Origin of the sequence: Persicitalea sp. (assembly GCF_041751555.1) — a bacterium.
GTDB lineage: Bacteria > Bacteroidota > Bacteroidia > Cytophagales > Spirosomataceae > Persicitalea.
This window is the reverse complement of record NZ_JBGSXF010000433.1, coordinates 1-14335: the sequence shown is the minus strand read 5'-3', so window position 1 is coordinate 14335 and position 14335 is coordinate 1. Positions and strand designations below refer to the sequence as shown.

Annotated in this window: 13 protein-coding genes, 1 tRNA gene and 1 pseudogene; 9 read left to right on the top strand and 6 right to left on the bottom strand. The window is 50.4% G+C overall.

Features of this window, described 5'->3' with window-relative positions; all coding sequences use genetic code 11:
- Nucleotides 1–275: 275 nt before the first annotated feature.
- Both ACEW8P_RS15285 and ACEW8P_RS15280 read left to right on the top strand, forming a co-directional pair.
- Nucleotides 276–827 (top strand): DsrE family protein, encoded by a 552-nt coding sequence (locus ACEW8P_RS15285; protein WP_373513947.1) that lies wholly within the window; start codon nt 276–278, stop codon nt 825–827.
- Between the two features lie 141 nt (nt 828–968).
- Nucleotides 969–1042, top strand: a tRNA-Asp gene (locus ACEW8P_RS15280).
- 197 nt (nt 1043–1239) lie between these two features.
- On the opposite strand, the gene ACEW8P_RS15275 is transcribed toward ACEW8P_RS15280, so the two are convergent.
- Nucleotides 1240–1569 (bottom strand): hypothetical protein, encoded by a 330-nt coding sequence (locus ACEW8P_RS15275; protein ID WP_373513946.1) that lies wholly within the window; start codon nt 1567–1569, stop codon nt 1240–1242.
- Nucleotides 1570–1728: 159 nt separating this feature from the next.
- Here ACEW8P_RS15275 and ACEW8P_RS15270 point away from each other — a divergent pair, with 159 nt between their 5' ends.
- The 4 genes from ACEW8P_RS15270 (at nt 1729) to radC (ending at nt 6136) form a co-directional block, all read left to right on the top strand.
- The gene (locus ACEW8P_RS15270; RefSeq protein WP_373513945.1) at nt 1729–2829 is read left to right on the top strand and encodes a Nif3-like dinuclear metal center hexameric protein; all 1101 of its coding nucleotides are present in this window, start codon (nt 1729–1731) and stop codon (nt 2827–2829) included.
- Nucleotides 2830–2914: 85 nt separating this feature from the next.
- Entirely contained in the window at nt 2915–3670 is a 756-nt protein-coding gene (locus ACEW8P_RS15265; RefSeq protein WP_373513944.1) for a zinc ribbon domain-containing protein, read from the top strand.
- Nucleotides 3671–3821: 151 nt separating this feature from the next.
- Nucleotides 3822–5330 carry a hypothetical protein gene (locus ACEW8P_RS15260; RefSeq protein WP_373513943.1) on the top strand — a complete coding sequence of 503 codons (1509 nt, stop codon included), beginning with the start codon at nt 3822–3824 and terminating at the stop codon, nt 5328–5330.
- Nucleotides 5331–5434: 104 nt separating this feature from the next.
- Nucleotides 5435–6136: a DNA repair protein RadC gene (gene radC / locus ACEW8P_RS15255; protein ID WP_373513942.1), complete on the top strand. Its 702-nt coding sequence runs from the start codon at nt 5435–5437 to the stop codon at nt 6134–6136.
- 52 nt (nt 6137–6188) lie between these two features.
- Here radC and ACEW8P_RS15250 read toward each other — a convergent pair whose 3' ends face one another.
- From ACEW8P_RS15250 to ACEW8P_RS15240, 3 genes are all read right to left on the bottom strand, one after another.
- Nucleotides 6189–6926, bottom strand: coding sequence for a LytR/AlgR family response regulator transcription factor (locus ACEW8P_RS15250; protein ID WP_373513941.1), 738 nt, complete (start codon nt 6924–6926; stop codon nt 6189–6191).
- A 133-nt stretch (nt 6927–7059) separates the two neighbouring features.
- The gene (locus ACEW8P_RS15245; protein ID WP_373513940.1) at nt 7060–8133 is read right to left on the bottom strand and encodes a sensor histidine kinase; all 1074 of its coding nucleotides are present in this window, start codon (nt 8131–8133) and stop codon (nt 7060–7062) included.
- Between the two features lie 160 nt (nt 8134–8293).
- Nucleotides 8294–8941, bottom strand: coding sequence for a histidine phosphatase family protein (locus tag ACEW8P_RS15240; RefSeq protein ID WP_373513939.1), 648 nt, complete (start codon nt 8939–8941; stop codon nt 8294–8296).
- 86 nt (nt 8942–9027) lie between these two features.
- Here ACEW8P_RS15240 and ACEW8P_RS15235 point away from each other — a divergent pair, with 86 nt between their 5' ends.
- The 3 genes and pseudogenes from ACEW8P_RS15235 to ACEW8P_RS15225 all read left to right on the top strand — a co-directional run bounded on the left by ACEW8P_RS15235 (nt 9028) and on the right by ACEW8P_RS15225 (nt 11597).
- Nucleotides 9028–9450: a hotdog fold thioesterase gene (locus ACEW8P_RS15235; protein ID WP_373513938.1), complete on the top strand. Its 423-nt coding sequence runs from the start codon at nt 9028–9030 to the stop codon at nt 9448–9450.
- A gap of 46 nt (nt 9451–9496) precedes the next feature.
- A pseudogene (locus ACEW8P_RS15230) lies at nt 9497–10720 on the top strand (chorismate-binding protein).
- Between the two features lie 19 nt (nt 10721–10739).
- Entirely contained in the window at nt 10740–11597 is an 858-nt protein-coding gene (locus ACEW8P_RS15225) for a S1 RNA-binding domain-containing protein (RefSeq protein ID WP_373513937.1), read from the top strand.
- Between the two features lie 99 nt (nt 11598–11696).
- Here the strand turns inward: ACEW8P_RS15225 and ACEW8P_RS15220 are convergent, their stop codons facing one another.
- A complete protein-coding gene (locus tag ACEW8P_RS15220) occupies nt 11697–12995 on the bottom strand; it encodes an amidohydrolase family protein (protein ID WP_373513936.1) in 1299 nt (432 codons plus the stop codon).
- Between the two features lie 52 nt (nt 12996–13047).
- Nucleotides 13048–14335, bottom strand: a 1288-nt coding sequence (locus ACEW8P_RS15215) for an amidohydrolase (protein WP_373513935.1), incomplete at its 5' end; no start/stop codon positions are given.

Here is a 14335-nt window from a genome sequence, read left to right as displayed (position 1 = left end):
ACGGAGAAACTCGGTCAACTGGCGCCCCAATTTAAACTGTACCAGAAACTTACTGAAATGAAAGGATTGCAGGCCCGAATGCCTTTCGTATTAGAGATCCACTAATACTTTTGAAAAGGCTTCTCGTTAAAAGCAGCCGGGCACTAATTCCGGCTGCTTTTTTATGTGGTAGTGAGGCGAATTTTTACCGCTTTTTGTCCTAACTTTCAGAAATTATTTTCGAGCCAAATAGAAATTTAATCAATCCTAAAAATTAACTGTAAAATACTGTTGCTATGAAAGTTATCTATTCCCTTGCCCTGGCCGTCTTGACAGTCGCGTACGCAACTACCCTCACCTTGGCCCAGACCAAAGAATTCCCGGTTATCAAGAATGGCGGCGGCGTATTCCCCGTTCCCGAGGCCACGCCCGTCGCCGATAAGAAAATGGCCTATAAAATTGTGGGCGACTTGACGGTCGGTCCCGAAAAACCTGATGAGCTGAACCCTGGGCTAGAGCGCGTAGCCCGCCTGTTCAATGCTTACGCCGAGGCGGGTATCAAGCCCGAGAATATTGCTATGGTGGTGGTAGTGCACTTTAAAGGCACGCCTCTAATCATGAATGACGCAGCTTACGAAAAAGCCTTCGGAGTAGCTAATCCCAACACCGCATTAATCGACGAATTAGCGGGCAAAGGCGTGAAATTCTTCGTCTGTGGGCAGTCGCTGCGGATGCGTGGCTACACTGATACGCCTCGCAACGCCAACATTAATGTGACCGAGGCGGCCCTGATTGCCACGACTACTTACCAAATGAAGGGTTACGCGATGCTGGGGCTGGGCAATTAAATGTTTTTTCAGAAAACCGATCCTGATTATCAGAATTCTAGCGTTTCGCGCAAAAATAAATCTAAACAGATGCTTGCGTGTTAAAAAGTGTCCGCCTACTTTTGCCCCACGTTTTACCTGAATCATCAGCGAAACGTAAGTGGTTCGGTAGTTCAGTTGGTTAGAATACCTGCCTGTCACGCAGGGGGTCGCGGGTTCGAGTCCCGTCCGGACCGCAAAAAAGCATCTCAATTTGAGATGCTTTTTTCGTTTGTGCCCAATCCGCGTTTGTTCCGGGTAATTCCGCTGGCATATATTGGAAGGAATCACCTAAGAATCAGGAAAGACGTTTCTTCAAGCGTCAAAATGACTTGGGCCCATATACCAAAGAAAAGACTCCACAATCTTGATTTCTCCGCCTGAAATCCAAAAATCAATCCTCATCCGACGACGCGAGAATTTTTGACAGGAAAGGCTTCACTTTTTGACTTGCGTACCAACCAATCATCTCTACCAGGTAGCTATGGGGCGGCTCGCCGGCTTCGTCGATGTCAAGTTTTACCGTTACGCAATATTTTTTTCTCTTGTACTCGACTTCAATGCAATTCTCGTCGTCGGATGGTGGTATGATCTCGAATAGATATGCGGGGTAGGTGCCTTTTAGAACAAAGGCAGACTTACTTTTGGTGTTAGGTACCGTGGCTACCATCCATCGAGGCAGCTTGTTACTTGGGCTTTTGAGTATGGAAGAGGTGATGTCCATCGTGTTGTTTTGTAGAGGGTATTATTAAACGATCATAAATATACGTGTAAAAGATATTTTATAAAAAATGAGTCCGTATTAGGCACATTTCAAACTAACAAAGTCGGCTCGTTTTCATTTATAACATTACACAGCAGAATTTTTAGTTTCTCATCCTTCATGCCATCACTCAAAGAATTGATTCATAGTCTCGAAACCCTTGCCCCGCCGGCTTATCAGGAAAGCTACGATAATTCAGGTCTGATCGTAGGCGACCCAACTATCGAACTTACGGGTGTGCTTCTATCTCTCGACTGCACCGAAGCAGTCGTTGAAGAAGCAATCCGCAAAGGCTGCAATCTGGTCGTAGCGCATCACCCAATCGTGTTCAAGGGGTTGAAGAAGCTGAATGGCAAGAACTATGTAGAGCGCACCGTCATCAAGGCGATCCAGAACGATGTAGCAATTTACGCCATTCACACCAATCTCGACCATGTCCCCAATGGTGTGAACAGCATGATTTCTGCAAGGTTGGGTTTGCAAAACGTTAAAATCCTTGCACCCAAGCGGCAAACGTTGTTAAAGCTTACTTTTTTCATACCTGCCAATGATGCCTCCAAAGTACTTGACGCGCTCTACGCGGCGGGAGCCGGAAAGATTGGTAACTACGCCGAGTGTAGTTTCCAAACCAGTGGCGAAGGTACTTTTCGTCCACTTGAAGGGGCAGACCCTTACTCCGGTGTGGTTGGAGAACTGAAACGCGAACTAGAACAACGCGTGGAACTCATGTTTCCGGCGCATTTGGAAAGAAAAGTACTCCGAGCCTTACGCCAGAATCATCCTTACGAGGAGGTAGCTTACTACCTGCAAACCCTCGAAAACGAAAACCAGGAAGTGGGTGCCGGAGTGGTAGGCGAACTACCCGAACCCCTACCGTTGACTTACTTTCTGGCACATTTGAAGAAGAGTATGCAGGTGTCCGTCATCAAGTACACTGCTTCGGCTAGGGAAACAGTCAGCCGGGTGGCAGTGTGCGGAGGGGCAGGTAGTTTTTTGCTCCCCAATGCCCTGGCCGTCGGTGCCGACGCCTTTGTGACTGCCGATTATAAGTACCATGAGTTTTTCGACGCCGAAAACCGAATCGTAATTTGTGACATTGGCCACTATGAGAGCGAAGTATTTACGAAACAACTTCTGCACGACTGTTTGTCAAAAAGATTTGGTAATTTCGCGCTTCATTTATCAGAAACAAACACCAACCCGGTAGCCTACTACCATTAATACTGAATGAGTGAATTGGTGACGGGGCCGCCCGCGCGGTGTGAAATAAAATTCTTCACAAATTCAGTCATTCAAAATTGACCACATGGAAAACACGATTGCGCAAAAGCTGGATAACCTCCTGAAATTACAGGAAATTGATTCTCAGTTAGATAATATTCTAAAAATCCGGGGTGACTTACCCGAAGAGGTAAGTGATTTGGAAGATGAGATTGCCGGCTTCGAAACCCGAACCGCCAAATTCAAAGGAGAGATCGACAACTTGAACGCTACGGTCGATTCGCTGAAAAATGGGCAAAAAGATTCAGAAAAGCTGATAGCCAAGTACAAAGATCAGCAGATGAACGTCCGCAACAACCGCGAGTTTGAGGCCATCACAAAGGAAATCGAATTGCAGGAATTGGAAATGCAATTGGCCGACAAGCGCATCAGCGAGGCCAAGGCACGCACGCGTCTCGTAGAGGATGACCTCAGCAACACACAGGGCATACTCGACGGCCGAAAGGAAGATTTGAAGACCAAGAAGTCGGAACTCGATGTGATTACGGGTGAGAGTCAGGAGGAAGAGAAAGGCCTGCTTGCACAGCGTGAGAAGCAAGCCGACAAGATCGAACCGCGTCTGCTGAAATCTTATCAGAAAATTAGAAATAATTCCCTGAACGGCCTGGCGGTCGTAATGGTACAGCGCGGTGCTTGCGGTGGCTGCTTCAACGTAGTACCACCCCAAAGGCAGGCTGACATTCGCGAACACAAGAAGATCATCGTCTGTGAACATTGTGGCCGGGTTTTCGGTGGTGTGGAAATGCCCGAACCTGCGCCCGAGAAGGGCAGCAAACGGTAAAATCTTTCAACGATTAAAGGTTAAAAGTGGCTGCCATTCGGTAGCCACTTTTAGTTTATACGCTATCCGTTGTATGCGTGATCGAGACTTGGCCTCATCATCCGTCATGACAACGGCCGCGTAGTTTATTCTTTTTCAAGAAACTCCATTTATGCTTTTTATAAAAAAATCAAGAGATTTGGGATTGGTCGGTTTATTATTGACCATTTCCATTCTGACGAAAGCCGATGGCGCAGCAGCTCGCCTGGATTTCAGCCCCAGGATTCAGCTTGCCTACTTTGAAGTACAAAAACTGCGGCTCGACAAGGCCCGCGCTTTGTTGGAAGAGGAACGTAAATCAAATCCCGACAATGGGGCGTTAATTTACGTGGAAAACTACGCAGATATGTACTACCTGCTGATTTCGGAAGACCGGGCAGCGTACAATAAATTATCAAAAAAAGAAGACGAGCGGCTAGATGCACTGATGGCGCTGCCGGATAACTCACCCTACCAGAGACTATTGCGGGCGGAAGTCCGACTGCACTGGGCGTTCGCCAAGCTGAAATTTGGCAATGAAGTCAGTGGCTGCTGGGATATCATCAAGGCTTACAGACTTCTGGAAGAAAACCGAAAGAAATTCCCTACGTTCGTGCCGACGCTCAAATCGCTGGGCTTGTTACACGTCCTCATCGGCTCAGTACCGGAGCAATACACCTGGGTTACCCGAACGCTGGGGTTGTCGGGCGATATTCCTGGCGGGCTCCGGGAACTCCAAAAAGTCGAGAATACCGAAACGCTTTTCCGGCAAGAAGCGCAACTAATTGATTTGTTGCTGCATGCCTATACGCTACAACTCAACGAGTCTCAGTTTCGGGAATTGAAAAGGATGCCTGCCGGACAACCGGACAACCTGTTGCTCCATTTTTTCGCTACTTCAGTGCTAATGAAAGAGGGTAGGAGCGAGGAGGCGCTGGCCATCCTGAATAAAGCCCCGCGCTCTTCGGCTTACATCCCTTTCCCGTTTCTGGATTATCTGAGAGCCGAAATTCTGCTACAAAAAGGGCAGTACGATTCTGCCTACGGATACTATGATAAGTTTCAGCGCAATTTCAAAGGATTCAACTTTTTAAAAGACAGCTACTTTAAGCAGTTCCTCTGCCGCTGGCTCACGAATCGCGACGCCGAGGCCAACACGCTCATTGCCAGGGTACCCAAAGTGGGCAAGACCATCACCGAATCGGATGGTTACGCCGAAAAGTTTGCCGAAACCTATCTTGACGAGCAAGTAAAAGACGAACAGAAAATACTGTTCGAGGCCCGTTACGCCAGCGACGGGGGCTACCTGCGGGGGGCTCTTGCCAAGCTGGATGGCTATTCCGAAAATTCGTTCTCTGAAATCGCGAACCAGGCTGAATTCAACTACCGCCGCGGTCGCATCCTGCAAAAAATGGGAGAAGCCAACGAGGCCATGCCCTACTTTGACCGTGCTATCCAATTGACCCAAAGCAGCAGCCTGTACTTTGGTCCTTCTTCCGCCCTGCAACTCGGCTACATCTACAAAGAACTCCGCAACAAGCCACAGGCCGTTTCCTATTTCAAAAAAGCCATGTCTTACAAAAAGCATGAGTACAAAAACAGCATCGACAATAAGGCAAGGGCGGCGTTGAGTTCAATGTGAGAAGAATTCAATTGTGAATTAGTGAATGTCGGAATTAGTGAATAAATTATCGCCACATCCCCTAGCCTAATTTTCACTAATCCCAACATTCCAACATTCACTAATTGGAACCAAACCCCTACAACCCTCGAAAAATCCTAAGTTGGGCGCAGGAAGACCGGCCCCGCGAAAAGCTGATGCAGCGGGGAAAAGCTGCTTTGACTGACGCCGAACTACTCGCCATTTTGATCGGTATGGGAACGGTCGATTATTCGGCGGTCGATGTGGGTAAGATGGTACTGGATGCCGCTAAGGGAAATTTAAACGAATTGGCCCGGCTGAGTTTGAAGGATTTAACGAAGGTAAAAGGCATTGGCGAGGCCAAAGCCATCACCATTATGGCCGCACTGGAATTAGGCCGTCGCCGCAAGGAATCGGAAGTATTGCGGCAGCGACGCATCACGAGCGCCAAGGACGCCTACGACGAGATCAGACCCTATTTGCTCGATAAGCCGCACGAGGAATTCTGGATTTTGCTACTGAATCGCGCCAATGAGGTACTGCGACCAGTGCAAATCAGCTCGGGTGGTGTGGCCGGCACCGTCGCCGACCCCAAGCTTATCTTCAAACACGCTCTGGAGCAATTGGCTAGCTCCATCATCCTGTTCCATAACCACCCTTCGGGCAATCTCACGCCCAGTCAGGCCGATAAAGACCTTACCCGAAAGCTAAAAGAGGCAGGCCGAATGCTCGACCTGCCCGTTCTGGATCACCTCATCTTCACCGACGGCGGGTATTATAGCTTTGCGGATGAAGGGATTTTATAATGATGAATGATGAATGATGAATCAAATTCACTCATCACTCATCACTCATCACTCATAAACTCATCAGCTCCTTAAACCGTATCGCCTGCCGCCGCGAAATTTCGATGCGGTCGCCACCTTGCAGCGTGACAAGCAGGCCGCCGCTGAACCATGGTTCGATCTTATCTACCCATTGCAGGTTGATAATATGTTTGCGGTTGGCGCGGAAGTAGTTTTCGGGATCGAGGCGGTCTTCCAGGCTGTTCAGCGATTTGAGAACGAGTGGTTTTTGATCATCAAAATGCAGCCGTACGTAGTTACCCATCGACTCGAAAAGCCGGATTTTACCCAACTTCACGAACCAGCATTTCTCTCCGTCTTTTATGAATACTTTGTCGTTTTCACCCAGTACTCGGCTGGCGCGTTCAGGCTTTTCATCGGTGGTTTCCTCGTGAATGTCCCGGTCTTCTTCTACCCGCTGAATAGCGTCTTTGAGTCGCTCGCCGTCAATGGGTTTCAGCAGGTAATCCAGGGCGTTGAACTCAAATGCCTTAATGGCGTAGTCGTCGTAGGCCGTTGTAAAAATCACGTCCGGGGCTTTTCCCTCGATAGAAGTCAGGAGTTCGAAACCATTCTTGCCGGGCATCTGAATGTCGAGAAAAAGCAATTCGGGTTGTAATTCGCTGATCAGCCCGAGGGCCTCTTCGGCGTTGGCGGCCTCACCTACGATCTCAATTTTGTGGTAAGGCTCTAGCAGGCGCTTCAATTCATTGCGGGCGAGCCGCTCATCGTCGATAATTAATGTTTTCATGGCTAATTGGGCTTTTGGCCGGAAGCTACACGCTGTCGGCTATTGTTTGAAAAAACTATTTATGATTTGCATTACAATTGAATTCTCATTTTGTGGTTTGAAGCTGCGAATGGCTCAAAGCCCTGCAGTTCATTTACACTTGATTTCTTTCTGGAACCTGGCCATTGTAGCGCATCAGTCCATCAGAGAGCATGGGAATGATGATTTCAGAGCAGACAATATTATCCTCTTCCTGATAAATCCTGAAAGAAGCCTCCTTGCCGTACAGGATCGAAAGCCGCTCGGCGGTATTCAATAGTCCGACACCGCCCGAATCGGTGTTGCCCAGGGTACCCGTGTTTTTGATGCAAATCATCAACTCGTTGTTTTGCAGCGAGGATTCCACAGTGAGTCTGCCACCCCTGGGTAGTTTGGATACGCCGTGTTTAATGCCGTTCTCGACCAGCGTCTGTAGCATCATGGGCGGTACCTGCCAATAGAGCGTCGGCGGATCAGCTTTAATTTTGTAGTTCAGGCGTTCTTCGTAACGGACTTTTTCCAGCTCGAGGTAGTCTTCCACTGTCTTCAACTCTTCGCGTAGTTCTACGGTTTTGCGGCGGTCGGCGAGCAGGGAGTTGCGCAATATATTAGACAACTGCGTGATGCTGAGTTGCGCTTTGGTGGGGTCTTCCGACACCAGAGCGCGAATACTGTTCAGGGCATTGAAGGTAAAGTGCGGGTTAAGCTGCGAGCGCAATACCTTCGCCTCGGCCTCGCGCATGGATGTTTTCAGCATTATTTTCTCTAACTCCGTTAACCGGGTCTGCTCCACGTAATGATACACGGTATAAGCAAGTACCCAAGTCAGCATATTTTTACACCAGGCCGAAATGTAGCCCCAAAAAGCGAATGGCTGGTTGGCCAGGTTGTAGGCAATGGTATCGTGGTCAAGACGAATATTGACCATCGACATGATCGCCCCCAAAATGATGACAGAAACGATCACCCGAAAGGCCAGGCGCGGCAACGGCAGCGTGGACCAATTCCAGCGTCGGACAATGAGCCGATACACGTGCGTAAGTCCGATGGCCAGAAAAATATTGGCGACGCTGAGCAAGAAGTACTCCAAATCGAAGCCGTACTCTGCCGTGTAGATGACGAATTCGTACATCATCAGAGCCGTCCAGCCAATGATTTGCAGCGTCCAGTAAATCCGGGATTTGGACATTTTTTCTCGCCTAATGGCTTGATTTTTAATCGATAAAAACCAAAAGGAACAAATGATCTTTACCTACTATGCCTGAATAATGGGGCAAGCTAGGCAAAGAAATCGAGGAAAGGAGAAGCCATTTACACCAAAGGGAAAGTTTCTTTACAGACGGTTAAAATCAGCTTTGCGGCACGGGCACATCGAGCGAGAGCAGATGCGTAATGTCGTTGCCCGAGACGAAAGTGAACTTTTGCTCGTCGTAGGAGTAGTTGATTCGATAAAGGCAAAGGTTGCTATGTTCGTACTTGTCCATCTCGGTCAGCGGTTGGTCGAAGAGCAGCGTGAGCAGTATCCTCATGGCGCGGCCGTGCATGGCGATCAAAACGGTGCGTTCCTGGGGCCTTGAAAGGATCAAATCCACGACGGGTTTCTGTCGAGCGCGAACCTGGATGGGACTTTCGCCTTCTTCGCACGGCAAGTTTACGTCACCATTTTGCCAAGCAAGTACCAAATCGCGGTAATAGCCCTGATCTTTGTCGTTAGGCATTTTGCCCTCACGGCAGCCCCAACTGATTTCGTTCAGGCCCGCGTGGCTTTCCCAGGGGATGCCCGAATCGATGAATTCCTGCACCGACTGGACAGTGCGCTGCAGTTTGGAAGTATAGATTTTGTCAAATGGGACGTGTTGGTATGCATCGTAGAAGGCTTCGGCCTGCGCATTACCCCACTCATTGAGGATGGTATCGACGCCGCTGCCCTGGACGATCCCGTTTCGGTTATGGTCAGTTTCGCCGTGGCGAATGAGGTAGATTGTTTTACTTTTCAATAGAATTTGTACTTTTTTGATAAATACTTTGCCAAAAAGCCGTTTTCTGGCGTAATTTGCCCATACAAATTTAGACAAAAAAAAGAATGTTTAACAAATCGTTTGATCTCGACTTCCTGCGTAACCTCAATCCCAAAACTATAGATACGCAACTCGGTATCGAATTCATCGAAATTGGCGAGGACTTCATCGTTGCAAAAATGCCCGTAGACCATCGGACACACCAACCCTTTGGCATCCTTCATGGCGGCGCCTCGGTGGTGCTGGCCGAGTCTCTGGGCAGCGTGGCTTCCATGCTCAGTTTAGCCGACCCTGAAAAGCAGCGAGCTGTCGGTCTGGAAATCAGCGCCAACCACATCCGCGCTGTGCGGGATGGCTGGGTGTACGGCCGCGTGACCGCCCTGCACGTGGGCCGTTCGACGCACGTTTGGGATATAAAAATCACTAACGAGGCAGGGAAGCTAGTCTGTGTGAGCCGTCTGACGGTGGCAATAATCGACGCTAAATGATAATTTTTGAGAAACATTTTGGCCTAGTTGTCGTGTTATTTAGCCGATGATAAGTACTCTCGATCCCACCAGAATTATTCAGGCCGAGTCGCTGTTCCGCGCGGCCTGGCAGCTTGGCTACCCTTCGGCGGTATGGCGGCTGCCCCATCGGAAAGAAGTCAAACTACTGATTTCCACGCAGGACGGCATTCAGCGGCGGCTTCCCGATCTGGAAGAACTACCCGCCTGCTTCGTCATCCACCCCTTTGAGCCGCTGGAAGGCGGCGAGGCATTCGTGCTGGAAGGCGATATGATTTTTACTTTTTCGGAAGATTGGTCTTGCCGGGAAGTCGGGGGTAGTTTGGGACAGGAGCATCCATTTGTAAAGCATTTGCTAAAAACTGCCGATGGAGTGGCTGAGGAAGCTGGGAACGACGTTTCAGATTTGACGGCTTTCTCCCAAAAACTCGCAATTGAAGGTGGACAGGAATATGATTTTAAAACTGCCGTAGCCGAAGCCGTGGCGGCGATTAGTCGGGGAGAATTAGCCAAAGTGGTGCTTTCCCGCACTAAAACGCTTGCTTATTCTGCTAAATTCCGGCCCTTTAAGGCATTCCAGAAACTCTGCACCGCTTACCCGTCAGCTTTCGTGTCGCTCGTGAACCTGGCCGACCGCGATGAAATGTGGCTGGGCGCGACGCCCGAAACGCTGGTGTCTATGAATGCCGAAGGTACTTTCTGCACTACCTCTCTGGCCGGAACGCAAACCGCCGTGCAAGACGGGGTGCTTATCCCGCCCCGCGACATCCGCTGGGGGCAAAAGGAGATTCAGGAACAAGCTTTGGTGAGTCGTTACGTAATCGAATGCTTCAAGAAAATCCGGCTGCGTGAGTACCTCGAAAGCGGGCCGCGTACCGTGCGGGCGGGCAATTTGTACCACCTCCGCACCGACTTCGCGGTGAACACCCGTGAGGTGAATTTTCCTGAACTCGGTACGGTGATGCTGGAACTCCTGCACCCTACTTCCGCCGTGTGCGGAATGCCCAAGGAACCTGCGCTGGAATTTATTAAGGCCGTCGAAGGCTACGGCCGTTCCTTTTAAAGCGGCTACCTGGGCCCGGTGAACGTGGATCAGGAGAGTTCGCTTTTTGTGAATCTCAGAACGCTTCGCCTGGCTGACGGACGGGCGACTTTCTTCGCCGGAGCGGGTATCACCGAGGACTCCGACCCGCAGCGCGAGTGGGACGAAACCGAAATGAAATGCGAGACGCTGCTGTCGGTGCTTCGCTGATGCGGCAAAAAGCCTATATTTGCGGCTCTTTTACGAACCCACGGCTATGCTTTTTCTAGGAAAATACAACGACCTGACCATCACCCGAAACACGGATCAAGGGCTTTATCTCGAAGACCCGCAGGGCGAGGAGGTGCTGCTGCCCAACCGCTACGTCACCGACGACATGCAGCCCGACGACCGTATCCGGGTGTTTGTCTATAACGACTCCGAAGACCGCCCCGTCGCCACCACCGAGAAGCCGCACGCCCTGCGCGACGAATTTGCTTACCTGGAAGCAGTCGATGTCAATAGTAAAGGCGCTTTTTTGGATATGGGCCTCACAAAAGACCTTCTCGTGCCGTTCAGCGAGCAACTTACACCGATGGAAAGGGGTAAGAAGTACCTCGTTTTCATCTACCTTGACCGCGTGAGCTCTCGCTTAATAGCCTCGCCGCGTCTCAACCGATTCGTTGACAACGAGCGACTTACCATAGTCGAAGGCGACGAGGTCGATCTGATCATTTGGGAACGTACCGATCTGGGCTTCAACGTGATCGTCAATGAATTCCACAAAGGCTTGATCTTCGAGAGCGATGTTTTTAAAAATATCAGTGTCGGTGACCGGATGAAAGGTTACGTCAAGAAAATCCGGGAAGAGAACAAACTGGACATCACGCTGGAAAAAATTGGCGTCGAACGCTTCGAGCCGCTCATCCAGCGCATCGTGGATGCCCTGAACAAGAACAACGGCTTCCTGCCCCTGCATGACGACAGCTCCCCCGAAGAAATCTCCAAGGGACTGGGCATGAGTAAGCGTAACTTCAAGAAATCTATTGGGAATCTGTGGAAGAAGGGTGTGATCCAGTTTGAGGAGGGTGGGATTCGTTTAAAATAAAAATTCCCGTAATTAAGCCACATTTGCGCTCGACTACGGGAACCCTTAATTTTCAACTGTCAACTGTCAACTGTCAACTGTCAACTGTCAACTGTCAACTTATTTCTGCCTGTACTTCTCCTTATATTTCTCGTAAAGCCGACTCTGCTTATTATCTAAATCCACCTTCGCGCCTTTGATGAAAGCGTGTTCCACCACATTGCCGCGCATATCCATCATATTCCCGTTGGTGACAATGAGCGTGGCTTGCTTGCCTTTCTCCAAAGTACCCACCTGGCCGTCGATGCCCATGATTTGGGCGGGATTTTGGGTCAAAAACGTCAAAGCATCTTCTTTGGAGATGTCGCCAAAAGCGGCGGCCGTACCCGCCTGGTAGGGCAGGTTACGCACCCGCCACCATTCGTCATCGTAGCTGAGGGCTACTTTCACGCCTGCTTTGTGGAGTTTTGCGGGTAGTTCGTACACTGCGTACACATCGTCGTCGGGGCTACCAGGCAGGCTGTGCAAAGCGCCCAGAACTACCGGAATGTTATTTTCTTTCAAAAAGGCGGCGACTTTATCGGCCTGCTGTCCTCCGACAATAACAACCTTGCCTACGCCCATTCTCTTCCCGAACTTCACCGCGTCGATGATATCCTTGGCGTAGTTGGCCCGGATGTACAGGTTCTGTTTTCCCGTGAATAGATTTTTCATCGCGTCGAGCCGGATGTTGGTCATCTCGGGCTGATCGATTTCGTTGAAGGCTTTGGCGTCGGCGAAGGTCGATTCCAGCAGGTTAATCGTTTCAGCGCGTTTCTCGTTTTTCTTGGTCGAGTACGAAAAATCTTCGTAGCTAAAACTCCGCGAGAGGTAAGGCGGCCAGGTCAGCCAAATGCCATCGTCTTTCCTAATGATGGCATCCTCCCAGTTCCAGCCGTCGGTATTGAACACCGACGACGACCCCGACACCAGTCCGCCCTGTGGCACTGACTGCGCCAAAAGTACCCCGCTGGCCCGCAGTGTTGGGATTACTTCCGAATCGGTGCTGTACGCCACCAGTGAGCGCACGTGCGGGTTGACTTCGCCGATTTCTTCAAAATCCAGTGTCGCCCGAACGGACGCGATCTCCACCAGACCAATGGTCGAACCCATCGCAATCACCCCCGGAAAAACATGCTTACCCGTCAGGTCGATGATCTCCGCGCCAGATCTATCCACCGTAGTAGTGGAAGCTCCAACGGAGTAGATAATCCCTTGATTGAAGGCGATGATGCCGTTTTCGATTACCTGGCCATTTCCCAGATGAATCGTGGCCCCGGTAAGGACAATGGGTTTGGACTGAGGGGTGGCGGGAGCCGGATTTTGGGCAATCACTCCAAGAGGCAATAACGCGAGTGCCGCAAATAGAATATTTTTCATTTTAATCATTGTCGAGAAATTAAGAACAAATGGTTTTCAACGCGAGCAGCAACTACTTATCTTCCGCCGCGTGGGTGCCGATGATATCGTCGCATTGAAGCAGCTTGAAAGTTTTACCTTCCGGTTTTTTGGTATCTGCTCCCTTGCCTTTGGCTTGTAGTGCTTTCTGAATAATCCGCGCCTTTTCTTTGGCAACTACCTCCTGTTTCTTCTGGTCGGCAGCGTAGTCGAAGTAGATGGCACCTTCGATCATAGTGTAGTCGGGACGCGCGTAGATAGACAGCGGATGGTCGTTCCAAAGCACCAGGTCGGCGTCTTTACCCGTTTTGATGCTACCCAATCGGTTGTCGAGGTGGAGTAATTTGGCAGGATTGAGCGTCACCATCTTCCAGGCTTCCTGCTCGGTCATGCCGCCAAAGGTCATTGTTTTGGCGGCCTCCTGATTCAGGCGACGGGCCATTTCGGCGTCGTCGGAATTGATGGCAACTACCACGCCTTCCTTCGCCATCAGGGCGGCGTTGTAGGGAATGGCTTCTTTTACCTCCATTTTGTAGGCCCACCAATCGGAAAACGTCGAGCCGCCCGCGCCGTGTTTGGCCATTTTGTCGGCTACCTTGTAGCCTTCCAGAATGTGGGTAAAAGTGTTCACCCTGAAATCCAGCGAATCCGCTACGCTCATCAGCATGTTGATTTCCGACTGAACGTAGGAGTGACAAGTGATGAAGCGCTCATTGTTCAGGATTTCGGCGAGCGCGTCGAGTTCTAGGTCGCGGCGCGGCGGCGTGACGTTGTTTTTATTGCGGGAATTATTGAACGCCTTCATGGCCTTGTCATACTCCCTGGCCCGGATGAAGTGGTCATAGAAAACCTGCTCCACACCCATGCGAGTCTGCGGGAAGCGCGAACGAGTGGCGTCGCCCCAATTGGATTGCTTCACGTTTTCACCCAACGCAAACTTGATGTACTTCGCCTCGGGAATCCAAAGTTCGGCGGGAGCCGCGCCCCATTTCAGCTTAATGACCGCGCTTTGGCCACCGATAGAATTAGCCGAGCCGTGCAGCAGTTGCGAGGTAGTTACGCCCCCGGCCAACTGGCGGTAAATGTTGATGTCCTCCGAGTTGATGACATCGCTTTGCCTCACTTCCGCCGAACTCGTTTGCCCGCCTTCGTTGACTGAAAACAGCGCGATGTGGGAGTGCTCGTCGATGATGCCGCTCGTCAGGTGCTTGCCCGTGCCGTCGATTTCGCGCGCGCCGGAGGCGGAAAGGTTCTTACCGATCTTGGCGATTTTGCCTTTCTGAACCAGTAAATCGGTACCCGTCACCACGCCATCGGCCTCG